Source organism: Corynebacterium sp. MSK004 (assembly GCF_030232515.1).
GTDB classification, from domain to species: Bacteria; Actinomycetota; Actinomycetes; order Mycobacteriales; family Mycobacteriaceae; genus Corynebacterium; species Corynebacterium hesseae.
On record NZ_JASPKB010000014.1, the window covers coordinates 1 to 25,349 of the forward strand.

Annotated in this window: 17 protein-coding genes; 8 read left to right on the plus strand and 9 right to left on the minus strand. The window is 62.3% G+C overall.

Features of this window, described 5'->3' with window-relative positions; all coding sequences use genetic code 11:
- Window positions 1-358 precede the first annotated feature (358 nt).
- From purH to QP999_RS12990, 3 genes are read right to left on the minus strand one after another with little or no spacing between them, the layout of a single operon-like run.
- Complete coding sequence (gene purH / locus QP999_RS12980) at window positions 359-1,891, minus strand: bifunctional phosphoribosylaminoimidazolecarboxamide formyltransferase/IMP cyclohydrolase (protein WP_284848450.1); 1,533 nt, start codon at window positions 1,889-1,891, stop codon at window positions 359-361.
- A 39-nt stretch (window positions 1,892-1,930) separates the two neighbouring features.
- On the minus strand, window positions 1,931-2,536 hold the full coding sequence (purN, locus tag QP999_RS12985) for a phosphoribosylglycinamide formyltransferase (protein WP_070531639.1): 606 nt from the start codon (window positions 2,534-2,536) through the stop codon (window positions 1,931-1,933).
- Window positions 2,537-2,577: 41 nt separating this feature from the next.
- Window positions 2,578-4,308 carry a cell division protein PerM gene (locus QP999_RS12990; protein ID WP_284848451.1) on the minus strand — a complete coding sequence of 577 codons (1,731 nt, stop codon included), beginning with the start codon at window positions 4,306-4,308 and terminating at the stop codon, window positions 2,578-2,580.
- A 348-nt stretch (window positions 4,309-4,656) separates the two neighbouring features.
- Between QP999_RS12990 and QP999_RS12995 the strand changes: the two genes are divergently transcribed.
- The 5 genes from QP999_RS12995 to QP999_RS13015 all read left to right on the plus strand — a co-directional run bounded on the left by QP999_RS12995 (window position 4,657) and on the right by QP999_RS13015 (window position 10,766).
- Window positions 4,657-5,409 (plus strand): M23 family metallopeptidase, encoded by a 753-nt coding sequence (locus QP999_RS12995; protein WP_070520676.1) that lies wholly within the window; start codon window positions 4,657-4,659, stop codon window positions 5,407-5,409.
- A gap of 252 nt (window positions 5,410-5,661) precedes the next feature.
- Window positions 5,662-6,213, plus strand: coding sequence for a PadR family transcriptional regulator (locus QP999_RS13000; protein ID WP_070520673.1), 552 nt, complete (start codon window positions 5,662-5,664; stop codon window positions 6,211-6,213).
- Complete coding sequence (locus QP999_RS13005) at window positions 6,210-6,926, plus strand: ABC transporter ATP-binding protein (protein ID WP_070520666.1); 717 nt, start codon at window positions 6,210-6,212, stop codon at window positions 6,924-6,926. Before QP999_RS13000 ends, QP999_RS13005 begins: the two co-directional genes overlap by 4 nt.
- Window position 6,927: 1 nt before the next feature.
- The gene (locus QP999_RS13010; RefSeq protein ID WP_070597470.1) at window positions 6,928-9,624 is read left to right on the plus strand and encodes an FtsX-like permease family protein; all 2,697 of its coding nucleotides are present in this window, start codon (window positions 6,928-6,930) and stop codon (window positions 9,622-9,624) included.
- A 386-nt stretch (window positions 9,625-10,010) separates the two neighbouring features.
- Window positions 10,011-10,766 (plus strand): M23 family metallopeptidase, encoded by a 756-nt coding sequence (locus tag QP999_RS13015; RefSeq protein ID WP_070520656.1) that lies wholly within the window; start codon window positions 10,011-10,013, stop codon window positions 10,764-10,766.
- Window positions 10,767-10,770: 4 nt separating this feature from the next.
- Here the strand turns inward: QP999_RS13015 and pcrA are convergent, their stop codons facing one another.
- Window positions 10,771-13,296 carry a DNA helicase PcrA gene (gene pcrA / locus QP999_RS13020; protein WP_284848452.1) on the minus strand — a complete coding sequence of 842 codons (2,526 nt, stop codon included), beginning with the start codon at window positions 13,294-13,296 and terminating at the stop codon, window positions 10,771-10,773.
- A 121-nt stretch (window positions 13,297-13,417) separates the two neighbouring features.
- On the opposite strand from pcrA, the gene QP999_RS13025 reads away from it, so the two are divergent.
- The 3 genes from QP999_RS13025 to pgi all read left to right on the plus strand — a co-directional run bounded on the left by QP999_RS13025 (window position 13,418) and on the right by pgi (window position 16,487).
- On the plus strand, window positions 13,418-13,780 hold the full coding sequence (locus QP999_RS13025; RefSeq protein WP_070686363.1) for a chorismate mutase: 363 nt from the start codon (window positions 13,418-13,420) through the stop codon (window positions 13,778-13,780).
- Window positions 13,781-13,848: 68 nt separating this feature from the next.
- Window positions 13,849-14,751 carry a chymotrypsin family serine protease gene (locus QP999_RS13030; RefSeq protein ID WP_284848453.1) on the plus strand — a complete coding sequence of 301 codons (903 nt, stop codon included), beginning with the start codon at window positions 13,849-13,851 and terminating at the stop codon, window positions 14,749-14,751.
- 101 nt (window positions 14,752-14,852) lie between these two features.
- Window positions 14,853-16,487, plus strand: coding sequence for a glucose-6-phosphate isomerase (gene pgi / locus QP999_RS13035; protein WP_284848454.1), 1,635 nt, complete (start codon window positions 14,853-14,855; stop codon window positions 16,485-16,487).
- 158 nt (window positions 16,488-16,645) lie between these two features.
- Here pgi and QP999_RS13040 read toward each other — a convergent pair whose 3' ends face one another.
- From QP999_RS13040 to QP999_RS13060, 5 genes are all read right to left on the minus strand, one after another.
- Window positions 16,646-17,713 (minus strand): HNH endonuclease signature motif containing protein, encoded by a 1,068-nt coding sequence (locus QP999_RS13040; RefSeq protein ID WP_070563319.1) that lies wholly within the window; start codon window positions 17,711-17,713, stop codon window positions 16,646-16,648.
- A 52-nt stretch (window positions 17,714-17,765) separates the two neighbouring features.
- Window positions 17,766-18,179: a YccF domain-containing protein gene (locus QP999_RS13045; RefSeq protein WP_049155174.1), complete on the minus strand. Its 414-nt coding sequence runs from the start codon at window positions 18,177-18,179 to the stop codon at window positions 17,766-17,768.
- A gap of 10 nt (window positions 18,180-18,189) precedes the next feature.
- A complete protein-coding gene (locus QP999_RS13050) occupies window positions 18,190-19,011 on the minus strand; it encodes a DNA-formamidopyrimidine glycosylase family protein (RefSeq protein WP_070563317.1) in 822 nt (273 codons plus the stop codon).
- Between the two features lie 27 nt (window positions 19,012-19,038).
- On the minus strand, window positions 19,039-20,307 hold the full coding sequence (locus QP999_RS13055) for an alpha-hydroxy acid oxidase (RefSeq protein ID WP_284848455.1): 1,269 nt from the start codon (window positions 20,305-20,307) through the stop codon (window positions 19,039-19,041).
- Window positions 20,308-20,394: 87 nt separating this feature from the next.
- Entirely contained in the window at window positions 20,395-25,338 is a 4,944-nt protein-coding gene (locus QP999_RS13060; RefSeq protein WP_284848456.1) for an Lhr family ATP-dependent helicase, read from the minus strand.
- Window positions 25,339-25,349: the final 11 nt, after the last annotated feature.

Here is a 25,349-nt window from a genome sequence, read left to right on the forward strand (position 1 = left end):
ATCAACGGCAGACTCGAACACCTACGCGGCATCGCCCTAGGATTTAAAAACCTCAACCACTACATCTTGCGATGCCTGATCCACTCCGGACAACTACAGGACAAAATCAACGCACTCTAAAACCGGAAGGGCCGGTTTATCTGGGGCCGCGAATCATCCGATACGGAGCAGACTGGTACAAGCTCCGAGCCAACCTCGACGGCCGCGCTTGCGACCACGCCTATGACCATCACGGGCGCTTAAGAAACTGAGATCACAACTGCCCTAGCTGCCAAATCTAGCGCTTCCGCGTCGATTTACGCGGCTAGATTCGTCAGCTAGGGCAGTTGAAGTTTGCTGGAACGCTCTGGTTCAGGCTCTAGTGGAAGAAGTGGCGGGTTCCGGTGAGGTACATGGTCACGCCAGCCTTCTTAGCGGCCTCGATGACTTCTTCATCGCGAATGGAACCACCCGGCTGAACCACGGCCTTAACACCGGCGTCGAGGAGAACCTCGAGGCCATCCGCAAACGGGAAGAAGGCGTCCGAGGCAGCGAAGGAACCTTCGGTGCGGTTGGTGCCGTCGGCCAGCGTGTTGGCGCGCTCAACCGCGAGCTTGGCGGAGTCGACGCGATTGACCTGGCCCATGCCCACGCCCACGGTGGCATTGTCCTTGGCCAACAGGATGGCGTTGGACTTCACCGCACGCACGGCGCGCCAAGCAAACTCGAGCTGCGCTAGATCGGATTCGTTCAGGGCCTCGCCCACAGCCAGCGTCCAGTTGGCCGGGTTATCGCCCTCCGCCTGGTAGGTATCCGGCTCTTGGGTGAGCACACCGCCGGAAATGTACTTGCGCTCCACCTGCGGAGCCTCGTACTCAGCTTGCAGCACGCGCAGGTTCTTCTTGGCCTTAAGAACCTCGATGGCGCCCTCCTCGTAGGACGGGGCCACGATGACCTCGGTGAAGATCTCCTTGACCTGCTCCGCCATCTCCACGGTGACCTCGCGGTTCACAGCGATGACGCCGCCGAATGCGGACATCGGGTCGCAGGCATGGGCCGCGCGGTGAGCAGCCGCGATGGACTCGTCAGACACCGCGATGCCACACGGGTTGGCGTGCTTGATGATTGCCACGCACGGGCGCTCATGATCCCAGGCGGCGCGCCACGCGGCGTCAGCATCCTGGTAGTTGTTGTAGCTCATTTCCTTGCCGTTGAACTGCGTCGCATTGGCCAGACCCTTGGCACCGATGCGGGTCACAGTCGCGGACTGGTGCGAGTTCTCGCCATAGCGCAGCGGGGTGGTCTCCTCGCCCTCGCTGAGCTGATCGACGAACCATGCGGACACCGCGGCGTCGTAATCAGCGGTGTGAAGGAAGGCATCGCGGGCTAGGCCGCGGCGCTGGTCCAGCGTGAAGCCACCGTTGGCCACGGCGTCTGCGACCTCGCCATAGCGCGCAGGGTCTACAACCACAGCAACGGAGGGGTGGTTCTTGGCGGCCGCGCGCACCATGGACGGGCCGCCAATATCGATCTGCTCCACACAGCCATCAAAGTCGGCTCCGGAGGCCACCGTCTCACGGAAGGGATACAGGTTCACCACGACGAGCTGGAAAGGATCTACCTCAAGCTCCTGGAGCTGGTTGAGGTGATCCTCTTTGCGGGTATCCGCCAGGATGCCTGCATGCACGCGCGGGTGCAGCGTCTTCACACGGCCCTCAAGGCACTCCGGGAAGCCAGTGAGCTTCTCGACGGGCGTGACGTCAATGCCCAAGTCTGCGATCTTTTTCGCGGTGGAACCGGTGGAAACAATCTCCACGCCAGCGTTATCGAGGGACCGGGCGAGGTCTTCCAGACCGGTCTTGTCATAAACGCTAATCAGCGCGCGCTTGATGTTCTTACGATCTTCGCTCATGGTACGGGGACTTAAGCCTTCCTTGCGGTAATGAATTAATTAGAGCTGAATGCTGAGTGCTTCGCCCTCCACGCGCGCCGCGCGGAGAACGCTAACGATAAGTTCTCTTTCGACCACTTTGATGCGCTCGTGCAAGCTGGCCTCATCATCCTCTGCCAGAATCCGGACGGGTTCCTGGGCAATGATGGAGCCGGTATCGACGCCGGCATCAACGAAATGGACGGTCGAGCCTGTGACCTTGGCACCATAAGCCAGCGCATCGCGTACGCCATGCGCGCCTTTGAAAGCAGGCAAGAGCGCTGGATGGGTATTAATGGTGCGACCTTCGAAGCGATCCAGGAAATCTTTGCCCAAGATCTTCATAAAGCCTGCAGAAACAACAACGTCTGGCTGCGCAGCATCCACTGCGGCAACCAGACGTTGGTTCCATTCGGCGCGGTCAGCGCCCATCTCTACGACTTCGGTGGCAATTCCCGCCGCCCTCGCGCGCTCAATGCCCTGGCAAGGCACGTCCGCGATGACTTTCACGACGCTGTAATGCTCATCCTGGCCATCGACGATGGCCTGCAATAGCGAGCCAGTTCCGGAAACCAGAACAACAACGTTGAGGTGGGCAATAGCAGCGGGCTGATGCGGTGTAGTCACGCGCTACAGCCTAGCCGCTACCGCCGTGAACCGCGGAATTTTTACTCTTTTGTGGGGCCTTCAGCTTCTTGGTGTTCCTCTGCGTCTGTGTCGAGCTTCCCCGTGGCTTCAGCGGTCTCATCGGTTTCAGCCTCGGTTTCGGCACTTTCTACGTCCACGACTTCTGCGTCAATTACGTCGGTTTCGGTCTGGCTTTCGGCCTGTTCCTCAACTGGTGCCTCAGCTTGCTCCTTAGTCTGGCCCTCTTGCTCGTCCTCTATTTCGTCCTCAGCGTCGGCCTCGGCTTCGCTTTCTTCGTCGGGGTTGGATTCCTCCGCGTCAGTCTCTGCTTCTTCCGCTTCGGCAGCGGTGGCGTCGCCAAGCACTGCAGAATCCTGCTCCGGCTGAGCAGTGTCGGTGGAGTCTGTCGTTGCCTCCTCGGCGGCCGCGGGGGCTTCTGCCTCAGCAGCCGGGACGGTAGCGCGGCGAGCGCGCCATGCGGACACCGCCTGAGACGTCGCAAATGCACACCCCACGACGAGGCACCACAGGGAGCTCAAGCCCACCGCAGTCCAGAGTTCGGGCCCGGTGTAGCCGTACACGCCTAGCGCGCCGGACACGGCGTAGTACGCCACGAGAGAGGACACAGCAACAGTGATGGTTGCAACAAGCGCTACGTGGAAAGACACCAGCGCTCGGCGACGATAAAACGCCGCCACCGCAGCGAGTACTGGAACAACCAAGAAAACCGCGAACCACGAGCTGATTGAAGGAGGAACAGCTGCGGCCAACGGCAGCGGCGGGAGTGGAACTACGTGGCCGCTGAACAGACTCACGCTGGTGCCTTCCCCAATGTGCAGCTCCGAACCGCTCAGCACCGCCCCCGCAGCAACAGCGGCATTCGGGAGATACAGAATACTTAGCAGGAAAAGCCCCACGGTCCCCATCGCTGTGAGAACCGGATAGCTAGCGAGCATCTCAGCCTGGCGCGACCAGCCACACCCCCACATAATCACAACGAGAACCAGCCCTGCGGCGCCAAGGTAGCCAAGGTAGCTCAGGCCGATTTGAGCGGCGTCGACAAATACGCGGGGAACCCCGCTGCGCTTAGCCAAGGCCTTCCACAAGCGCGGGCCCATGCCTCCGATGAGAGCAGCAGCATGTAGCAGGAGCATGCGGGGCACAACGCGATACAACTCCGGAGGAGAGACGTCATAAACCTTTCCGGCATCCCAGAGCATCAACCACGCGATAATGGTCAGAACCACCGGCACCGCCAGCACACAACAGCTCAGGACAAGCAAGTCATTAATACTCACCTTGTCCTTAACCGCCGCTCGAACGCGGCGGCCTACCAGCCAGGCCAAGAAGGCGGCAGGAAGAACAGGTAGGACACCGATATCAATCCCGCCAGCGCGGATTGGAGCCAGGTTAAACACCATCCACGCCTCCCCCACGATGGTGTTCAGCCACGCGAAGGGGGAGCTAGTGAGGAGGAGCGCGGCGATAGCGACCACGAGTATGCCCAGAACCACGACGAGGTGCGGGATGCCGACGACGATAAGCATGCGGCGAATTCGCCCGCGCAACGTCGTCGGGGCCTGCGCGCGACGAGCGCGAGCCTTATCCGATTCAATTCCCTTGATGCGCTCAGCAGGAGCCCGGCGGTCTCGCCGGTAGCCTCGCTCAGAGCGCTCAGCGCCATCGCCGCGTCCACGCACATGCGCGCGGGGGCGAGCTGACGTCCTGGACTGGGGGCTCGTGTTCTTATTCATCGGCGTCCACTTTGCCACGAGCACCTCCCCCACCGGGGGTGGCGCGTCGATATCCGATCCGATTGATCCGATACACCCCCGAATCAACAACTCTGCGGGACTCCTTTACTTGCGTCCTCTGCGCTGACTGCCCGGTTCCCTGACCATAGCTTCACTTCATTCACAGGAAACAGCTGTCGTATCATGACATAGAAATCTTTCGGCATATTCAGAAGAAAAACTGCAATCCGGGTTGCTCTGCATCCGTCGAGACGCTACTGTTACATCTCGTTGGTAACAGGAAGGTCACAATCGGATAACCAACCAGATTTAGACGTAACGATTATTTTGGTTGGACGATAGTGAATTAAGACGGAAGAAGAGTTCATGCGAAGCAAGACTCAGCGAAGCGCAGGTCGCCACCGCAAAATCACCACCTCGCAGACCGCAAAGGGACGCCTGGCGGTTATGACCATCGCGGCTGGTGCCGTATCTACCGCAGGCGTTGGCGGTGCCGCAGCTGGCACCATTCAATCCGCCGGCACCGGCGAGACCAAGGCGCAGTCCATCGATTACACCTTGCAGGCAGACACCGATCCGCTCAAGGACGCACAGGCCGCCGTCGAGGACGCAGCACCGCAGATCCTCTCCATCGCGGAAACCAAGCCGGTCGCTGACCTGTCCACGCAGCTGGATAAGGCCATTCAGGCCGCTGATGCCCGCGCCGCCGCCGATGAGGCAAACCGCGCGCCTTCCGTAGCCCGCCCGGCAGAAGGTACCTTCACCTCGGGCTTCGGCCCCCGCTGGGGCTCCTTCCACTCCGGCATCGACATCGCTAATGCCGTGGGCACCCCGATCCTTTCCGTTATGGATGGAACCGTCATCGATTCCGGCCCGGCTTCCGGCTACGGCCAGTGGATCCGCATCAAGCACGATGACGGCTCCATGAGCGTTTACGGCCACATGCAGACCCTTGACGTCGCTGTTGGCGAGCGCGTCCACGCTGGCCAGAAGATCGCCGGCATGGGTTCTCTCGGCTTCTCTACTGGCTCCCACCTGCACTTCGAAATTCACCCCACCGGTGAAGGTGCCGTGGACCCGGTTCCGTGGCTCGCAGAGCGCGGCATCGACGTCGCTTAAAACTCACGCGACCAAACCTTCCAACACCACGTAGGCGGCATAGAGCGAATCTGCTCTATGCCGTCTTTTGCGTATTTCACCCCACTCACCGATGGTCAGGCGCGTAGGGTCGCGCGCCACCTCGCGGGACACCGGGCGGGGGTAAACACCACTCTCCGTTCCGGAACCTCTTGCCAAGCCGATAGTTACCCGGTAACTTACCGGGTATGCACCTAACTAATCCTCCCCTTGTCCTCCGCGCAGGAGGTGACCATGTCCGTCAAACACTCCGTTCTTGCGCTGCTCAGTGATCAACCTTCCACAGCCAGCCACATCAAGACCCGCTTTGCGGAGACCTTCGACAACCTCTGGCCGCTCAACATGGGCCAAGTAGCCCAAACCCTAAGCCGCTTAGAGCGCGATGGGCTCATCGCCACCGACGGCGAGCTCACCGGCCCCACCGGGCGCCGCGCCACCAGCTACGCCATCACCCCTGACGGGCGCGCAGAGCTCTCGCAATGGTGGAAGTCCACCTTGCACAGTGACGCCATCGAACGCGATGAGCTCGTGCTCAAAGTGTCCCTTGCCGCTCGGCGCTCCGACGTCGACGTTATCGCCGTCCTTGACGCCCAGCGTTTCGCCACCGTTCGCCAGCTCCGCGAACTCAACCGCCGAGCCTCGGAATTGCCTGCGGAGCGCAGCGCCCAGCGCTTGGCCGTGGAGCGCCAAATCTTCGACTTGGAATCTCTCTCACGTTGGCTCGACCGCGTGGAATCTCTGACCAACCCGACCACCCCCACCGCCGCCGAGGAGGAACCGCGATGACCCCCGACTCCGTGCCCACCACCCAGCACATTCCTTTCCCGCTCGAACTCGAAAACATCACCTGTATCTTCGGCAGCGGCGCTCGCCAGGTCACCGCGCTGGATTCCGTCAACCTGCAGCTACAACCGGGCGAGTTGGTAGCCGTCATGGGCCCCTCCGGCTCCGGCAAATCCACCCTGCTCAACGTCGCAGGACTGTTGCAACCGCCGACATCGGGACGCGTGCTTCTCGACGGCGCCGATGCCTCCCAGCTCTCCAAAGCCAAGGCCGCAATTGCCCGACGCCGCCACTTGGGCCTCGTGTTTCAGCACTTCAACCTGGTTTCTTCCCTGACCGTTGGTGAAAACGTTTCCCTTCCCCTTGAACTCGATGGCCTATCGCCTGCGCAGTGCCGTGAGGCAGCAGAGGAAGCGCTGAGCGAGGTCGGCCTCGACGGCACCATTGACCGCTTCCCCGAGGAAATCTCCGGTGGTCAGGCCCAGCGCGTGGCGATTGCCCGCGCGCTCATTGGACCGCGCAAAGTTCTGCTCGCGGATGAGCCCACCGGTGCCTTGGATACCTCGACGGGCGAGGAGATCATGAAGGTTCTACGCGCGCGTATCGACGCCGGTGCTTCCGGCATTCTGGTCACCCACGAGCCGCGTTTCGCGGGCTGGGCCGACCGCGTCGTTATGGTTCGCGACGGGCGCCTCACCGGCGAGGAGGTGCGCTAATATGTCCGGCATTAATGCCGCTACCCGCCCGACGAGGCGTGATCTCAAGCTTCATCCATGGCGCACTCTGGCCGCCGTGATGCTCATTGCCTTGCCGGTGGCCCTAGTCATCGGAATTGCGCTCTTTGATAATTCCTCCGGACGGCTCTCCGCAGCCTTGAGCTCGCCCGATCGGTCCCTTCAGGTGAGCAACGAGCGTCAGGACATTGCCAACGAAGACGTTCCCCGCCTGGCCGCCCAGGTGCTGCCAAAAGGCCTCAGCGTCAGCCCGGTCACCACTTTTTCTAGCACGTCACTTATCCATAATGGGAAGTCAACCAACTCCTGGGTAGATCAGTTCGACACAGAGAATCCGCCGGAACCGGCACAGGAGGCCGTCGATAAATTCAACCTTGGCCCCAACCAGGCAGTTCTGTCGCGTTCGACCGCACGCAAGATCGACGCCTCCGTCGGAGACGTCATCACCGTGCGCACCAACGCCCTCAGCGGCGATCGCCAAGCCACAGTCGCGGCCATTGCTCCCGAAAACTATGACTTTGTCACCTCCCCCACCCTCAATGACGCTCTCAGCGACCCGTCCTTTCAGATACGCACCTCCTGGGTCATCGTGGGTGACACGCCGCTGACCAAAGAGGACGCCGACCGCGCCCATGAAGCTGGGCTGGAAATCTGGGCACCGGAGCTGCGAGATACGGACCGACCCGATTCTGAGTCGGATTCCTTTGGTGGAATCCTGAGCAGCATTCTTTTCGTGCTTTTCTTCTTCGGCCTCTACGCCATCGCCGGATTGCTCATCCTTTTCCTTCTCGCGCCCGTCTTCACGCTGGCTACCGGACGCAATACGCGCCTGTACGCGCTGATGTCGAGCCAGGGTGCATTACCACGCCACATCATGTTCGCAGTGATGGCCTATGGCCTGCTGATGGGACTAATCGGCGCCACCATCGGTGGGATCGTTGGCCTCACGGTCTCGTGGGTGTGGTGGACAGCCCGCTATCCGGACTTTGCTGCACGCCTGCCCTTCCTAGCGATTGCTCTCGCGTGGCTCGTGGCGGTGGCAGGCTGTGTCATTGTCTCCATCGTTCCCGCATGGTTGGCACAACGTGGTGCCCTCTCCGCTGCAATCCAGGGAGCCTCTCCCGACCGCCTGCTGCGCTTTAGGAAGTGGATGGCCATCGGCCCTGCATTCCTTCTTCTGCTCGTACTATTCAGCTTCACTCCCTGGGGAGAGTACATCCCCACGGTGCTGGCTCTCTTCGGAGTCATCGCGGTTGCCGCGTCTGCCCCGGCCTTGGTCTTCCTGTGCTCCCTGTTGTCTCGCCGAGGCCCACTCGCATTGCGCCTTGCCGGGCGCGGCCTTACCCGGCGCAGCATGCATGCCTTGCCGACGTCCATCGCTCTCGTATCGGTCTCCTTCACAGCCTCCCTGTTTGGTGTAGGCGTCATGACCGATAGCGCAAAGAGCGTAGCCGAAGAAGCGCTTGTTATGCCGGAGACCACAGCGCTGATTGAGGAGACGACGTTTGACCAACCTACGCAGGCTTCTACGCCGGAAGAACGCGCAGCGGTAAAGGCCATCCAGCAGGCTACCGGTGCTCGCACACACTCCTTCTATGCTTTCCCCTCGTGGACCACGTCTTTTAGCCTTCCTGACGATGGTGAATTCTATGAGCTCAGCACCGAATTTGACTACCAGTGCTCACAGGTCGATCTCAGCAAACCGGTTGAGAGGGCAGTCTTCGTGGACAACCAAGGGCGGCGCACCGATGAGTCCGAGGAGGCCCGCCAAGAGTGCGCGCACGAGTTGATGACGACCTTCCCTTATAGCCCGTTGATCTATCAAAGCAGGATGATCCAAGCTGATTCCTCGCAGCTCGAGCTGTGGCAGTTCGACTCGGAAGAGGATCGACGTGCGGCGGCACAAACATTGGAGGCCGGCGGCATCGTGCTCCCCCACAGCAGCCACGTCGGGGACAAGACACACGGCACGGTAACCGTAAAGACGTATAACCGCGTCGACAGTCAAGAGCCAAGCGGAGCCCACAACGCCGATCTGCCAGTTGTTGAGGCCTTGCCTACCGTGGATCGTGACGTGGTCCTGATTAGCCAGCAGGCCGCTCAAAAGCTGAACATGAAGCCCTTCTACGTAGGCCAGGCCCTGGCGTTGGATGAGGCGCCGAGCGAAGCAGAGCGAGAGGAGCTGCGAGACCTAACAGCGAGCGCTTCGCAGTCGCGATACTCACTGGAGTTCGGTGTCTCCTCCCCCGAGAGCTTCCGCTACTACCTCGGCCTAGGAATGGGAATCATCTGCCTCATCGTGCTCGCGCTCATCATCGCCAATGCGGCTAACACCATGCGCCATGAAAGCACCGTGCTGCAGTCGATTGGCGCGCACCCCTCGCTGATGTCCAAGGTAGCCGCGTGGCAAACCTGGATAGTGGCCACCGCAAGCATGCTCTTCGGAGTGATCGCGGGACACCTTGGCACGTTCCTCTTCACTGATAGGTCCGCCTTCACCTTCTCTGAACCCCCACATGGCCTGCGCCCGCAGGACTACTTCACCCCGGATTGGTGGCAGTTCCTCGCCGTGCTTGTTGTGCCGCTCATAGCCGCCGCTATAGCGGCCGCGGTCAATCGCAGCGATAAGACAGCCCCGCTCACCGCACGGGATCGCAGCGAGTCGCGTTCGTTGACCTAGCCTTCGTGGCCCACCGTTCCCCGACCGAGCCTTCGGCCGGGGAACAACTCTTTTCACACCCCCAACCCCTACCCCCATTCTTTAAACCTTCACTTTACCCCTGTAACAATTTTCACTTCTTTCACACACGTAACACGCTGGGCTGTTCGATAGTTTTTCGAACAATTCCTGTATTTACCTGCATTTTTGCGCATTGCGCAGGGTGATAGCACGGGATAGTTTGTATCTCGTTGCCACGGAAGCTCAGCACACGGCCGAAACCGCACCGGCGTGTCGCAGACTTCGAGGCACAACGCGGCTGATATGGCCGCATCCTATCGCTCACAGGCTTTCCGCCGGCTACGACGGCGGAAGCGAGCCACCGCAGGACTTAAGGACGTGAAGTAATGAAGCGCACGCTCAGCGCACTCGCCGCCATGGCGGTCACCACCGCCACCGTGACGGCCCCAGCGTTCGCTGCCGAACCGGCAGCAAGCGTGGATGTCTCCGACGGGTCCAGCCAGGGCCCGACTGCCGACGACGTCGAAGTCAAGGAAGACTCCAAGGCCGACCTCTTCAAAGCATTCTCCGGGCTGCTCGTTTCGACGGCCGGGGCCCTCAACGGGGCATCCACTCCAGAGATCAACTCCACGCAGGACGGCCTCGATATCGTCCTCGACCCCTCCAGCATTCCCGGACTCGCTGAAGCCTTCGCGCCGCAAGGCGATCACTCCGGCCTCACCCCTACCCGCAGCCAGGACGCAAACGGTAACACCGTGGTCTTTCCGACCTCCGGAACCTTCACCTCCGGCTTCGGACCGCGTTGGGGTTCCTTCCACAATGGCATCGACGTGGCGAACCCAATCGGTACGCCCATCTACGCCGTCATGGATGGAGAGGTCATCTCCTCCGGCGCAGCCCAGGGCTTCGGCAACTGGATCCGCATCCAGCACGACGACGGCACCATCACCGTCTACGGCCACATGCCCAGCGACCAGCTGCTGGTCGACGTCGGCGACCGCGTCGAGGCCGGCGACCAAATCTCCGTCATCGGCAACGAGGGCCACTCCACCGGCCCGCACCTGCACTTCGAGGTTCACCCGGGCGGCGGCGCAGCCGTTGACCCGGTGGAGTGGTTCAGCGAGCGCGGCATCCACATCTAAAGCCTTAGAGCTTTTCCATCGGCACACCACCGATGAGCATGAGGCGGACCTTGCCTGCTGAGCCGAAGTCCACGGTGACTGTCGCCCGCGCGCCGGTACCGGAGGCTTCGATGACCGTGCCTAGCCCGTATTTTGCGTGGTTGACACGGTCCCCCACAACTAAATTGAGATGGTTATTCTTCGGCATTGATGTCGCCGAAGCTGGCTTGCGCGAGCGCTGCGAAGGGGAAGACGCAGCGCTCCGCGAGCCATAGCCGCCGCCACGGGAACGGAAGAACCCGCTATCTGAGCCGAAGGTTCGCCCGTATTGGTAGGAATCATCTCCGCCCCACGCACTGGACAGCGAGCTGTCCGGTTCTTCACGGCGCCAGTCGATGAGGTCCTCAGGGACCTCGGCGAGGAAGCGGCTGGCCGGGTTCGTCACCGGGTTGCCCCAAGACGAGCGGAGAATCGCACGCGTGAGGTAGAGCTGTTCCCTAGCACGCGTAATGCCCACGTAGGCAAGGCGGCGCTCCTCACTGAGCTCCTTCGGGTCCCCCAGGGAACGCATGTGCGGGAATTGACCGTCCTCCCAACCGGTGAGGAAAACGACGGGAAACTCAAGGCCCTTCGCGGTGTGCAGGGTCATCAACGTCACTACCCCGGACTCATGATCTGGAATCTGGTCCGCATCAGCCACGAGCGAAACCTTTTCGAGGAACGCTTGAAGCGAGCCCGGCGCGGCTTCGCCTTCTGAAAGCTCCGGGGCTTCCTCTGCGTCCGCGCCCATAAAGGCCATTTCATTGGCGGCTTCAGAGCTGAACTCGCGGGCCACCGATACCAACTCGTTGAGGTTGTCTAGGCGTGCCCCATCCTGCGGGTCATTGGAGTTTTCCAACTCCGCGCGGTAGCCGGTGGCGTCCAGAAGCGCATTGAGCAGCTCCCCCAAATCCGGCTGGCCCGTCACCTCATTGACCATGCCCGGAATCTGTGCGCGCACGCCGTCCATCATCTCGTTGAATTTGGTGACGGCATTGACCGCCCGCGTGCCAAGGCCTGCGACCTTTCCTTCGGCCGCATCACGGAGAGCCGCCCCAAAACTAACGCCAAGGTTCTCCGCATGTAGGGCGATTTGCGCCTGCGCCTTGTCACCGATGGCGCGTTTTGGCACGTTGATGATGCGGCGCAAGCTCACCGTGTCATCCGGATTATCCATGATGCGCAAGTAAGCCACCATGTCCCGGATCTCGCGGCGCTCGTAGAAGCGCGTGCCGCCAACCACCTTGTACGGGATACCCGAGCGCACGAAGGTATCCTCCAACGCGCGGGAGGCGTTATTGGTGCGGTACATCACCGCAATATCGGAATACGCCGTGCCCTTATCCGCCAGGGAATCAATTTCCGAGGCGATATACCGCGCCTCGTCGTGCTCGTTATCCGCCACATACCCGACGATCTTGTCGCCTTCGCCGTGGGCGGTCCACAGATTCTTCTCGCGGCGGCCCTCATTCTTCGCAATCACCGCATTCGCCGCGTTCAGGATGGTCTGGGTCGAACGGTAGTTTTGTTCAAGCAGAATCGTGTGCGCTTGCGGGTAGTCCCGCTCGAACTCCTGGATATTCCTGATGGTGGCTCCGCGGAAGGCATAGATCGACTGATCAGAATCACCCACCACACACAGTTCCGGGGCATCCGGCGGCAGCTCGCCCCTGCCCACCAAGGCCGAAACGAGCGCGTACTGCGCGTGGTTGGTGTCCTGGTATTCGTCGATAAGCACATGCTTAAAGCGGCGGCGATAAAACTCCACCACCTGCGGGTGCTGGTTAAAGATACGCACCACTTCCCCGATGAGGTCGTCGAAATCCACCGCGTTCGCGGCGCGCAGGCGGCGCTGATACTCCTCGTACACGCTCGCCACAGTGAGCTCAAAAGGATTCTTCGTCCGCTCTGCCTCCGCCCGGGCCTGCTCCGGGGAAATGAGCTCATTCTTGCGGTTCGAGATCTGGTTAGCCAAAACACGTGCAGAGTACTTCTTCAGGTCCAGCTGCATGTCTTTGGCAATCATGGTGAGCAGCCGGCGCGCATCATCGCCGTCATAAATGGTGAAGTTCGTGTTCAACCCCGGCACCAGCTGGGCATTGTTGCGCAAGATACGCACGCAGATGGAGTGGAAGGTAGACACCCACATCCGCTCAGCCACGGGGCCGACAAGCTGGCCGACGCGCTCCTTCATCTCCGCGGCTGCCTTGTTGGTAAAGGTAATGGCGAGGATCTGCCACGGCGCTACCCCGCGCTCGCGCATGAGATAAGCAATGCGACGGGTCAACACCGCGGTCTTTCCCGAGCCCGCGCCGGCCACGATGAGCAACGGCGAACCTGAATGCGTCACGGCCTCTTCCTGTTGCGGGTTTAAACCTTCCAGCAGAGGATCATTTCCCTGACTGGAAGGGGCATCCGCGTTGTGCCCGGGCGCGGGAAACAGGCCACCGGCGGAGGTGTCGGCGGAAGGATCAGACGAAGAACGAGGCCTAAACGGAGAAGTGTTGTTCATAATGCTCTCCAACCTACTAGCACCACCGGACATTGCCGTCCACGCCGCTTCTTATCGACGAATACCGACGTCACGGCACGCGATTCCCGTTTGTCTTAACGTGGTGGCACAATCTTCACTCATGAGCGCTTCACATCCTGACACCGCAGATTCGGGCTTAAACCCCGAGCACCAAGACCCCAACGTCGTGGACAACGGCCTCGACATTCGCATGCCCTCGGGCACGGATGACCCGCTCAGCGATGCCGAGATTCAGCGCTACCGCGAGGAGATCAACCGCCTCGACCGCGTTATCCTCGACGCTATTAAGCGCCGCACCGATATTTCCCGCACGATTGGTAAGACGCGCATGAGCTCGGGCGGTACCCGTTTGGTACACACCCGCGAAATTGCCATCCTCAATGAGTTCCGCGACGAGCTTGGCGAGGAGGGCCCCGCGATTGCCTCTGCCCTGCTGCGGTTGGGGCGCGGCAAGCTCGGCTAATCTAGCACCAACTCGGACTAATCCCCAACGCACGCGCACCTGAACTAGCGGTGTTTTAAGCTCTCAGCATGCATGTGTCCTCTCGCCCCGCTGTTGTTCTCACCGCAGCTGTCACTGCCTTAGTTTTGACCGCCTGCGGCAGCTTTTCTTCACCTGAGACCTCAAATTCCGCTACTCCACTCGACCATCCCTCCGTCAGCGACTCCGAACGCAGACAAGGTTCCGGAGCATCCGGAACAACGCAAGGCTTCGAGGAGGTCCTCGACGGCGATGCGATCTGGGATAACTCCACTGAAATCCCCCATGCAGAGTTGCTTGAGCCCCGCAATAACTTGTACAACGCACTAAAAGCCGACTACTACATGGACGTGGGAGTATTGACGCCGGGTGCGGCTATCTATAACCGCACGAATGATGGCCGGTGCTCTACCGGTCATTTCGCCGGCGATGGGCAGCGCCTCTTTATCCTTACCGCCGGACACTGCGGGGACAAGGGCGACAGCTTCTACTATGAAGATCGCTCCGGCAGCGAGGTAGAGATAGGCCAGATGGTAATGAAGGCCAGCAACACCAACACAGATAGCATCAACTCGGCCGACATTGCGCTGATCGAAGTGTCCAACCCCGACGCCGAAGTATCTACCTCACCGGCGCTCAATGCGCCTTTAGCCGGATGGATGAGCCTGGAAGAAATCACGCGAAAGAAGCCCACGTTGTGCTTTGCCGGTTCCACAGCAGGCATTGCCTGCGACCCTTTCATCGACCGATTCGGTGATCAAGGGCTTTTCACCTTCGGCAGCTACAGCGATACCGGTGATAGCGGTGGTCCTGTCTACGCCTCCATCGACGGCAAACTATATGCAGCAGGGGTCGTGTCCTTTGGCGACTATCACGATTACTCCGGCTCCGAGACGGGCGCCATGGAGATCGCAAACACAATGAAGCAATTCGGCCTCAAGCTTTACGCCTAGCTCAACCCAGCGCAGCCTTCTGTCTCGGCACCGAAGAGATTTCTGGACTACGGTGGACACAGTAAGTTTCATGTCTGCTACCTGCCAGAAAGGCTTTTGCAATGGACATCACCGCTCAGCCGCAGTGGGCCGCGCTCACCTCGCTTTTTGAGAGCAAGAAGGACCTCAACCTGCGTGAGCTTTTTGCCAACTCCGCTTCCCGCGCCGCAGACTTTTCTTTCGATGCTGCGGGCCTGCACGTGGACCTGTCGAAGAACCTCATCGATGAGGAAGTCGTCACCGCTTTGGTGGATCTTGCCCGCGCCGCGGACGTCGAGGGCCGCCGCGATGCCATGTTCACCGGCGAGCACCTCAACAACACCGAGGACCGTGCTGTGCTGCACACCGCGCTGCGCCTGCCTGTGGAGAAGGACTTGAGCGTCGACGGCCAAGACGTCGCCGCCGACGTCCACGAGGTTCTGGGCCGCATGCGTGACTTCGCCACTGCGCTGCGCTCCGGTGCGTGGCTGGGGCATACGGGCCACACCATCAAGAAGGTCGTCAACATCGGCATCGGCGGCTCCGACTTGGGCCCCGCCATGGCTGCCAAGGCGCTGCGTTCCTACGAGGTAGCGGGTATCAGCGCGGAGTTCGTTTCTAACGTCGACCCGGCGGATCTCGCAGCGACTCTCGACGGCCTCGACGCCGGCTCCACCCTCTTCATCGTGGCCTCCAAGACCTTCACCACCCAGGAAACCCTGGCCAACGCTCACGCTGCACGCCGCTGGCTGATTGAGCAGTTTGATGGTGATGAGTCGGCCGTCGCCAAGCACTTCGTTGCCGTTTCCACCAACGCGGAGAAGGTCGCGGAGTTCGGCATCGACCCCCAGAACATGTTTGGCTTCTGGAACTGGGTGGGCGGCCGCTACTCCGTCGATTCCGCTATTGGTCTGTCCCTGATGTGCACCATCGGCCCACTGGACTTCATGCGCTTCCTCGAGGGCTTCCACGCCATGGACGAGCACTTCCGCACCGCGCCTCTAGAGCAGAACGTGCCGGTGCTCATGGGCCTGCTCGGCGTCTGGTACTCCAACTTCTTTGGTGCGCAGACCCACGCGGTGCTGCCTTACTCCGAGGACCTCGGTCGCTTCCCTGCCTACCTACAGCAGCTGACTATGGAGTCCAACGGCAAGTCCGTGCGCCGCGACGGCACCGCTGTCACCACCGGCACCGGTGAGATTTACTGGGGCGAGCCGGGCACCAATGGCCAGCATGCCTTCTTCCAGCTCATGCACCAGGGAACCCGCCTCATCCCGGCGGACTTCATCGGCTTTGCCCGCCCGAAGGAAGACTTCCCCACCGCCGACGGCACCGGCTCGATGCATGACCTGCTCATGGGTAACTTCTTCGCACAGACCAAGGTTCTGGCTTTTGGTAAGACTGCAGAAGAGATTGCCGCCGAAGGCGTGGACCCAGCCGTGGTCCCGCACAAGGTGATGCCGGGCAACCGTCCTACCACCACCATTCTGGCGGAGGAACTCACCCCGCAGGCCCTCGGCGCGCTGATCGCGCTCTACGAGCACATCGTGTTCACCCAGGGCATCATTTGGGACATCAACTCCTTCGACCAGTGGGGCGTGGAGCTGGGCAAGCAGCAGGCTAATGACCTGGCACCGGCAGTCTCCGGCAAGGAGGAGGCCGCATCCGGCGATGGTTCCACCGATGCTCTGATCGGTTGGTACCGCAAGCACCGCTAAGCACTGCTTGGCGACGTCCCCCGGCCGAACGGTCGGGGGTTCACGCGTTTTTAACGCGCAATCGACATGTGGGATCGCCAACGCCGCGGAGGCCCTGTGGGCGCCCGCGTGACGATTGACCTGTCGGGCGGCCCCTGTGGGCTCGCCCGCGTGGCGGTTTACCCGCCGGGCGGTCCGAGTCCGCGTTGTGCGGCTTGATATGCCACTTGAGCGGTGATTGGTTCTCCCCAGGGCGGGATGTAGTCCACACCGCCGCGAATCCTAAACACGTAGCCAGCACCTGTTGGTTTCTCTGGGTCGTCATCATTGACGCCGTTGTGATAGGCACACAACATTGTCAGATTCGGTGGATCGGTGGTACCTCCTGCTTTCCACGGCACTAGGTGATGCACCTGGGCATAATCAGCAGGTTTATTACATCCCTTCCTGGCACAGGTGGGATGCTCGGCGCTGGCCATCATGCGCTGCTCAAACCCGGCTAAACGCTTCATCCGGTGCAGCCACACCGGCCCGATCGTGGGGTGGATGAGGGTTACGTAGCCGATCTCGGCGAACTTGTAGTTCAGAAACTCCGCGCCGGTCATCCGGCCGCCATTAGTTAGCTCAAGCACGATGTCATCACCATCGCCGCTAACAATTTTGTCGAGCTTGTCCAAGGTGACGACCACGCTGGTGAGAACAGCAGGTTTGGTACCGCCGTGAGATTTGTTGAAGAAAACGTGCCTGGAAGCGTCAAGCAGGTTGTCCTGATTGATGGATTCCAACACTCCACGCATTTCGGTGACTGTCATGGGGTCATCAGTAATGGTGAGCGAGTGCGGCCCGTCAGCGCGGTAGGTCATGCGTACCCCGGGCGTGGGGATACGTTTAGGCTTGAGTTCCTTTAAGCGCTTGGCCGCCACGGCTGGGATGTTCGGTGCCGGTGTGCCGGCAAGCTTGACCCGTAGGTTCCACGCATGCAGCTGATTCTTCAGCTTCTTCGTGTAGGCCTCGATGAGGCTCAGCGTGGCCAGGTCATGGCCTTGTTCTAAAGCTCGGCTGCGGGCCGTGCGTTGCTTACCCGTGAACTTGGTGGCGCCGAAGTAGATGTAGTTTAAGCGCGCCAGTTCGGCGGCGTCAGCTGATGAAGCGCCGAGTGCGCGTAAATGTTTCTCTCCTCCTACCGCTTGCCCCACTAAAGTAATCCCCGAGTTGCGGTAGGAGAAATAGGTCTCTAAATCCCCCATGACTCAGAACCCTAAAGTACCCCAGGCAACCCCGCAACCGGAGAGATACTCGTTAGAGCTTGATCATCGATTCCCAGCCAAAGGGGATGTGGTCAGAGTCCACGATCTTGCGGCCGAACGGGAAGCAGGTCACCGGGATCATCTTCAGGTTGGCCAGAGCCACCGGGATGCCCACGATGGTCACGGCCTGCGCCGCTGCAGTGGTGACGTGGCCGATAGCCAACCACAGGCCAGCGACAAGGAACCAGACAACGTTAGAGAACCGAGACATGCCACCGGTACCTTTGACCGGTTGAATGACGGAGCGCCCAAAGGGCCACAGCGCGAAATTCGCCATACGCATCGAGGCCACACCGGCAGGAATCGTCACGACGGGGATGCAGGCCAGGATGCCTAAGAGAAAGTAGCCCAGTGCGAGGACAAGGCCACCAGTTGCCAACCAGATGATGTTCAAAATGATCTTCATGCATCCCAGCCTAGCGACGCGGCTGACAGTGCGGGCACCACCAGATGACGCGCTCTAACTCCCCTTCGTCACCGCCGGCATCCACACCACCCAGCGTGGACTTCTCAATCAGCGTGCCGCAGCGTCGGCAGCGCTGACGGTTGCGCCCGAAGACATAGGTGGTCTCCCCTGCCCTTTTCACGCCGGTGGTCACACGTACCGGGGAGTCGCGGTTGGCCCAGATGAGGCGGCGGGAGATGGTGAGGATCTGGGGGACGTCGACAAGCGCTACAGGTGTTGCTGGATGAACGCCGGCCAGGAAGCAGACCTCGGCGCGGTATTCGTTGCCCAAGCCTGCCACGTTGCGCTGGTCCAGGAGGGCCGCGCCGATGCTGCGCTCGGGGCGCAACTCGATGCGGCGAACGGCCTCCTCGAATCCGCCTTCTTCCCATTCTGGCGCGAGGATGTCGGGGCCTAGGTGCGCCATGCGCTGTTCAAACTCGCGGGCTGGAAAGACCTCGACCAGCCCTAGCCAATGCCCTACCAACTCAATATCGCGCGGGGTGTTCTCCATCTGCAGCACCACGCGTGCGCTGTGCCCGGGCTTGCGCCAGCGGTCCCCGGCATAGTGGATGGCCCACGTGCCTTCCATCTTGAGGTGGGTATACAGGATGAGCTCGCCGCCGAAATCCATGAAGAGGTGCTTGCCATAGGGCCAGACCTCCTCGCACACCAGCCCGTCGAAACGCACGGTGGCATAGCGCGGCACGCGCAGGGAGGAGGAGGTCACGCGCCGGCCTTCCATGAACTGCAGCCGGTGCGACAGCTGCAGAACGGAATCACCCTCAGGCACAGCAGAACCTCCTCACCAAACGGGTGCCTACTCTACCGGCGCATCCTTTCCCGCACCGAATGCCAGCGCGCCCGGCTCCCACGGGGTGACCACATGCTGGCGAGACAGGTCTTCGATCCTCTTCACACCGAGCAGCTGGAGGGTGTTCTTGAACTCCTCTGCCAACAGCTCAATGACGCGGTCCACGCCTTCCTTGCCGCCGGCCATCAGCCCGTAGAGGTAGGCGCGGCCGATAAGGACGAAGTCCGCCCCCAGAGCCAGCGCAATGGCGATGTCGACGCCGGACATGATGCCGGAGTCGTAGATTATCTCCACGTCTGGGCCCACCTCTGCGCGCACGGCCTCAAGAGCCTGGAGGGTGTTGACCACGCGGTCGAGCTGGCGCCCGCCGTGGGAGGAGACCACGATGCCGTCGGCGCCAAGGTCGATGACCTTGCGTGCGTCTTCGGGGTTGACGATTCCCTTGACGAAGAGCGTGCCCTTCCACTGCTTGCGAATCCACGCGAGGTCCTCGAAGTTGAGGCCTGGGTCAAACATGGTGTTGACCAGCTCGCCCAGGGTGCCGGTGGTCGAGGTCAACGACGCGAAGGTGACCGGGTCTGTGGTGAGGAAGTTGAACCACCACTCGGGGCGCCACGCGGCGTCGAAGACGGTGCCGGCGGTCAGGCGCGGCGGGATGCGCATGCCGTTGCGGGTATCGCGCAGACGCTGGCCGGCCACGGGCGTATCCACGGTGACCACGAGGGTGTCATAACCGTTGGCGGCAGCACGCTCGATGAGTTCTTGGCAGGCAGAGTGGTCCTTCCACAGGTAAAGCTGGAACCAGCGGCGACCGCTAGCGCCTTGCGACGCCGCGACCTCCTCGACCGAGCGCGTGCCCATCGTGGAGAGCGTAAACGGGATGCCTGCGTCGCGGGCGGCTTGGGAACCGGCATCCTCGCCTTCGGCATGCATGAAGCGGGTAAAGCCGGTCGGCGCGATGCCGAAGGGCAATGCTGCCGGCTCGCCGGCGATCTCGGTGTTTAAAGAGATGTCGTGTGCGCCGTTGAGCACGTTGGGCATGAGGCGAACGTCGCGAAAGAAATCGCGGGATTCGCGGTAGCTGACCTCATCGCGGGCGGCGCCATCGACGTAGTCAAAGGCCGCCTTCGGGGTGCGGCGCTTGGCAATCTTGCGCAGATCCCACACATCAGCGGCCTCTGCCAGGCGTGCTGCCCGGCGGTCGAGGTTGGGTGCTTCGAACCGCATGAGGTTCTTGAGCTCGGACACGTTGGGCAGTTGGCGCTTCAGCCGCATGAAAACAAGACTCCTTTTCTATTGGGCTATCAGCTTTTGAGGTTAGACCCATGAAAAGCCCGTGGGCTAAATGAAGGTGAATATCATTCAGCGGCGTCGGCGGCGCGGGCGGAAACCACCTGGGCTGCCCGGTGCAGTCGATGAACCACCAGACTCAGTGGAATCCTCCGGATCATCGAAGGTGAGCTCCTCCATCGCCTCGACGGCACGGCGCCCACCGCGACGTGCGGGACGGTAAGGCTCGGCGGAGCGCGCGGCTTCTCCAGATTGGCCGTGCTGTCCTGCACGGCCGGAAGAGGCGGTGTGGGCAGAGCCAGTAATCCGCACGCCCTTCGGGGTTAGTGCCGCACCCAGTGCACGCAGTTCGCCGCCGAGCTTCGACTCGAAGATAGGCCGACCGTTCGCCTTCTCAATAACCACCTTGCTCAAGTGCCCGGCGGCAACCAGCTCGTTGAGTCCTGCAAGCACTGCGGCTAGTACCTCGGTGCGCTCGATTCCCTCAGGAAGGGCGTTGAAGAACGTGGTCAGTGTCTTCCCGCCGCGGGTCAGGTGCGCCACCGGCAAGCCATCCATGAGCACCACCAAGGCACCCGCGGCGCGGGTCGGCCGGGCCGCGGATTCGCCGGCATCCGTAGTGGGCCACGACAGCGCCGCACCATAGGGGTTGGCCGGGTCGGTCGCGGCAAGGACATAGGCCTGCGGCTCGCGGGTGCCGGAGGGCCAGCCCGTAACATCGGGGGAATCATCCACGCCGCGCAGGCGATCAATGACCGCAGGCGTGGAGAACTGCGCGGCCCCCAAGCCTTCAATGACATAGCCGCGCATGGCCTTGCCGGATTCCTCGAAGCCGGAGAGCACTTTATAAGCCAGGGCGAAGCCACCCAGGACGTCCTCGGCCACCACGGATCCGCGGGTGAGCACGCCGTAGCGGTCCAACCAGGCCTCGCCGTGCGCGATGGAGCGCGACGTCGCATCCGTGGCGGCGGGCACGGACAGCGACCACCGCCCCACCACGTCTGGTGCGGCCTGCGCACCAGACACATTGAGCGATTGCGCAAAGGAAGTGCGCCCCATGCGCAGTCGCGAACGCGATGGTCTGCGCCGCGCGCGATGCGCCGCACGCCCAGCGGGACCGCCTGCGGCAAGGTGGGCCCGGATAGGAGCGAAGGAATCGGGGCTGACTAGGCCAGCCTCCACCAGTCCCCAGAGGGCCTCGCGAACCTCCTCGGGCGTACCGCTCAGCTGCGGTTGAATATCGGAGATAAGATAGCTGCCGCCGCCCTGTAAGGCCTCGAGCAGCTGGGTTTGCAGCATGGACAAGCCCACCTCCTCTGCAGAAACCTGCGGGGCGAGCTGTGCGGCATAGTCCGCCGGTAGCAGCATGATCCAGGGGTCGTTCGAGCCAGCCTTGCCCGCGCCCACGATAAGGACCTCGCCGCCGGTGGTCAGCTCATCGAGCATCGTCGGCGAATAGTCCCCTACACGCGCAGGCAAGATGAGGCTCTCCCAGGCAGAGGCTGGCAGGCGCACCCCGGCCAGCTGCTCGATGACCGCAAAGACGCCGTCCACCCCGCGCAGCACCGGGCGCCGGCCCACCGCCGCCACCTGCTGCCAGTCAGGGAGGAAACGCCCAAAGGCCGCAGGCGAAACCGGCTGCGTGGCCGCCCGCGCGGCCGCCAGCGAGCGCGATCGGATGACCTTGAGCACCTCCGCCGCGCAGTACTCCTGCTCCTCCACGCCCTGCCGGTAGTGCCCAGCCAGGATGGAGTCCAGCCCATTGAGCGTGGAATGCGTCACCGCGGCCGACAGGCCAAAGGCCTCCTGCACATCGCGCGCCACAAAGGGCCCGCGCGTGCGCGCCCAGCGGCTGACTAACTGATCCAGGGCGTCGGTAATCGTGGCCTGCTGGGCGGGGATGCCGGGCGGGACGGGGATGCCCAGGCCGTCGCGAAGCAGCGGCGCATCAAGCGCCTGGGCCACGTGCTCGCGGCCGTTGATGCGCACCCGCATGATCCGCGCACCGAGCGCATCGAGTGCACTCAATGGCACCGTGGCGTGCGCGCCGAACTCCTCGACCGGGATGGGGCCCAGCACGCGCAGCAGGTCCGCGACCTCCTCGGTGGTCCGCGCCTGGCGTTCTACAGTGGTGCGCTGCAGCTGGGCGTGGACTTCAGCAATAACTTCAGCGGAGAGAAGCTCGCGCAGCTCCACCGTGCCCAGAAGCTTCGCCAACAGCGCGGGGTCTAGGGCCAAGGCCGCCGCGCGCTTTTCCGCCAGGGGCGAGTCCCCCTCGTACATGAACGCGCCGGTGTAGTTAAACAGCAGCGAGGACGCGAAAGGTGAGGGCTGCTCCGTGGTGACCTCCGCGATGCGAATGCGGCGGTGCGCCAGCTCCCGCATGACCTCCGTCAACGCCGGCAGGTCATAGACATCCTGCACGCACTCGCGCACAGTCTCCAGGATGATGGGGAAAGAGGGGTAGTTGCGGGCGACGTCGAGAAGCTGCTCCGCGCGCTGGCGCTGCTGCCACAAGGGCGCGCGCTTGCCCGGGTTGCGCCGCGGCAGCAGGAGAGCTCGCGCCGCGCATTCCCTAAACCGGGAGGCAAAAAGCGCGGAGTTGCCCACCTGCTCGGTGACGGTGTCCGCGATCTCATCGGCGTCGAAAAGAAAGAGCGCGGCATCCGGATCCGCCTCGCCCTGCGGCAAGCGCAGCACGATGCCGTCATCGCCCGCCACGGCCTGTGCATCCATCCCGGTACGCTCCGCCACACGCTGTCCCACCGCCAGCGCCCACGCCGCATTCACCGGCCGGCCAAACGGGGTGTGCAACAGCACGCGCCAATCCCCCAGCTCGTCCGTGAAGCGCTCCAGCAGAAGTGTCTTCTCATCCGGGATGAGCCCGGTGGCCTCGTTCTGTTCCTGCAGGTAGGCGGCGATATTGCGCCGCGCGTTCTCATCCGCATACCGCACCACCGACGGGTCCGCGTGTGCCTCCCGCCGAAATGCGCCCAGCGCCTTGCCCAGCTCATAGGGCCGCCCAGCTTGGTCACCGTTCCAGAAAGGCAAACGCCCGGTGTGCCCCGGCGCAGGGCTAACGAGCACTTGGTCGCGCGTGATCTCCTCCACGCGCCAGCTCGTCGCGCCGAGGGTGAAAATATCTCCCACCCGGGTTTCATAGACCATTTCCTCATCGAGCTCACCCACGCGGCGCGGCGCGGAACCGGCCTCACCAGTACCCACCAGGAAGACGCCGAACATGCCGCGGTTCGGGATGGTGCCGCCGTTGGTCACCGCCACGCGCTGCGCGCCGGGGCGCGGGGTGAGGATGCCTGTCACGCGGTCATAGACCACACGGGGTTTGAGCTCTGCAAAATCCGTCGACGGGTACACGCCGCTGATCAGGTCCAGAACGGAGTCAAAAACCTCGCGCGCCAAATCCTTATAGGGCCAAGCGCGGCGCACGGTGTCGTACCAACTGTCGGCCTCGAGTCCCTCGCTCGTGCCCGCGCTTGCCGACGCCACCACCGCCGCTACCGTCTGCTGTGCCAAGACATCCAACGGGTTGCGCGGGGTGTGCATCTCCTCGATGAGGCCCTCCTCCATGCGGGCGACTGTGAGTGCTGATTGCACGAGGTCCGCGCGGTGCTTGGGATAGAAGGAACCATGGGAGACCGCGCCGACGGAGTGCCCGGCGCGGCCCACGCGCTGCAGACCAGAAGCCACCGAGGGTGGGGATTCCACCTGCACCACCAGCTCCACCGCGCCCATGTCGATGCCCAGCTCCAGGGAGCTCGTGGCCACAACGGCTTTGAGCGTGCCTTCCTTGAGCATCGTCTCCGTCAGCGCGCGCTCATCCTTGGACACCGAACCGTGGTGCGCGCGGGCAATAACGGCAGGTGCCTTCCCGGCAACGTCCACCTGTTTCATCAGCTGGGCTGGGTCGCGCCGGGTCGCTGGGCTCAAGGATTCCGGATCGTGCTCCTGGGCATAAAGCTCGTTGAACCGGCTAGTAAGCCGCTCGGCGGTGCGACGGGAATTAACAAAGACGAGCGTGGAGCGCTGCTCCATAATTTCGGCGTAGAGCTCTTCTTCGATGAAGGGCCAGATGGACTTCGCCGTGGGCAGGGCGGAGTCTCCTACCCCGCTCTCTTCCTTGCGTTGCGCGTTTACGCGCAACGCGTCTTGGGGGCCTTGGGTGATGCCCAGGGGGTCGTCGACAGTCGCCTCCCCGATGGGCGAGCCTTGCTCCGGGGTGGGCAGGTCCGACATGTCTTCGACCGGCACGTGGACGTCGAGCTGCCAGCGCTTCTTCGCGGGCGGGGCGATGATGTCCACGGGACGGTCGCCGCCCAAGAAGTTCGCGACAGCACTCAGCGGCCGCACCGTGGCGGAGAGCCCGATGCGCTGGAACTCCCCGGCGATGAGCCCGAGGCGCTCCAAAGTCAGCGCCAGGTGCACGCCGCGCTTGGTGCCGGCCAGCGCGTGGATCTCATCGATGATGACGGTATCCACGGTCTTCAGAATCCCCGCCGCTTTGGATGTGAGCATGAGGTAGGCCGACTCCGGCGTGGTGATGAGGATGTCCGGGGGCTTGCGCACCTGGCGAGCCCGCTCTGCCTGCGAGGTATCCCCCGAGCGCACGCCGACGGTAATATCCGGCACCTCCAGGCCCAGCCGCTCGGCGGTGCGGGCAATGCCGTTGAGCGGGGCACGCAGATTATTCTCAACGTCCACGCCCAAAGCCTTGAGCGGTGAGATATACAGCACTCTCACGCCATCATGAGCTCCCTCGCGGGAGGGTTCATTGCTCAGCGGCAGCGCGGTCTGGCCTTCGCGCTCCACCAAAGAATTCAGCGCCCACAGAAATGCCGCGAGCGTCTTACCAGAGCCGGTCGGTGCCACAACCAGCGCATTCGCACCACCGGAAATCGCCTCCCATGCCTGCTCTTGGACGGGGGTGGGGGCGGCGAAAACGTCCTGGAACCACCCGGCCACCTGTGGGCGAAACTTCGCCAGAACGTTTTTAGACATGCCCTACTGTA

Excerpts from the sequence above, each read along its gene's own strand:
- purH (WP_284848450.1), bottom strand. The coding sequence starts at position 1,891 with ATGAGCGAAGATCGTAAGAACATCAAGCGCGCGCTGATTAGCGTTTAT.
- QP999_RS12995 (WP_070520676.1), top strand. The coding sequence starts at position 4,657 with ATGCGAAGCAAGACTCAGCGAAGCGCAGGTCGCCACCGCAAAATCACC.
- QP999_RS13000 (WP_070520673.1), top strand. The coding sequence starts at position 5,662 with ATGTCCGTCAAACACTCCGTTCTTGCGCTGCTCAGTGATCAACCTTCC.
- QP999_RS13005 (WP_070520666.1), top strand. The coding sequence starts at position 6,210 with ATGACCCCCGACTCCGTGCCCACCACCCAGCACATTCCTTTCCCGCTC.
- QP999_RS13010 (WP_070597470.1), top strand. The coding sequence starts at position 6,928 with ATGTCCGGCATTAATGCCGCTACCCGCCCGACGAGGCGTGATCTCAAG.
- QP999_RS13015 (WP_070520656.1), top strand. The coding sequence starts at position 10,011 with ATGAAGCGCACGCTCAGCGCACTCGCCGCCATGGCGGTCACCACCGCC.
- pcrA (WP_284848452.1), bottom strand. The coding sequence starts at position 13,296 with ATGAACAACACTTCTCCGTTTAGGCCTCGTTCTTCGTCTGATCCTTCC.
- QP999_RS13025 (WP_070686363.1), top strand. The coding sequence starts at position 13,418 with ATGAGCGCTTCACATCCTGACACCGCAGATTCGGGCTTAAACCCCGAG.
- QP999_RS13030 (WP_284848453.1), top strand. The coding sequence starts at position 13,849 with ATGCATGTGTCCTCTCGCCCCGCTGTTGTTCTCACCGCAGCTGTCACT.
- pgi (WP_284848454.1), top strand. The coding sequence starts at position 14,853 with ATGGACATCACCGCTCAGCCGCAGTGGGCCGCGCTCACCTCGCTTTTT.
- QP999_RS13040 (WP_070563319.1), bottom strand. The coding sequence starts at position 17,713 with ATGGGGGATTTAGAGACCTATTTCTCCTACCGCAACTCGGGGATTACT.
- QP999_RS13045 (WP_049155174.1), bottom strand. The coding sequence starts at position 18,179 with ATGAAGATCATTTTGAACATCATCTGGTTGGCAACTGGTGGCCTTGTC.
- QP999_RS13055 (WP_284848455.1), bottom strand. The coding sequence starts at position 20,307 with ATGCGGCTGAAGCGCCAACTGCCCAACGTGTCCGAGCTCAAGAACCTC.
- QP999_RS13060 (WP_284848456.1), bottom strand. The coding sequence starts at position 25,338 with ATGTCTAAAAACGTTCTGGCGAAGTTTCGCCCACAGGTGGCCGGGTGG.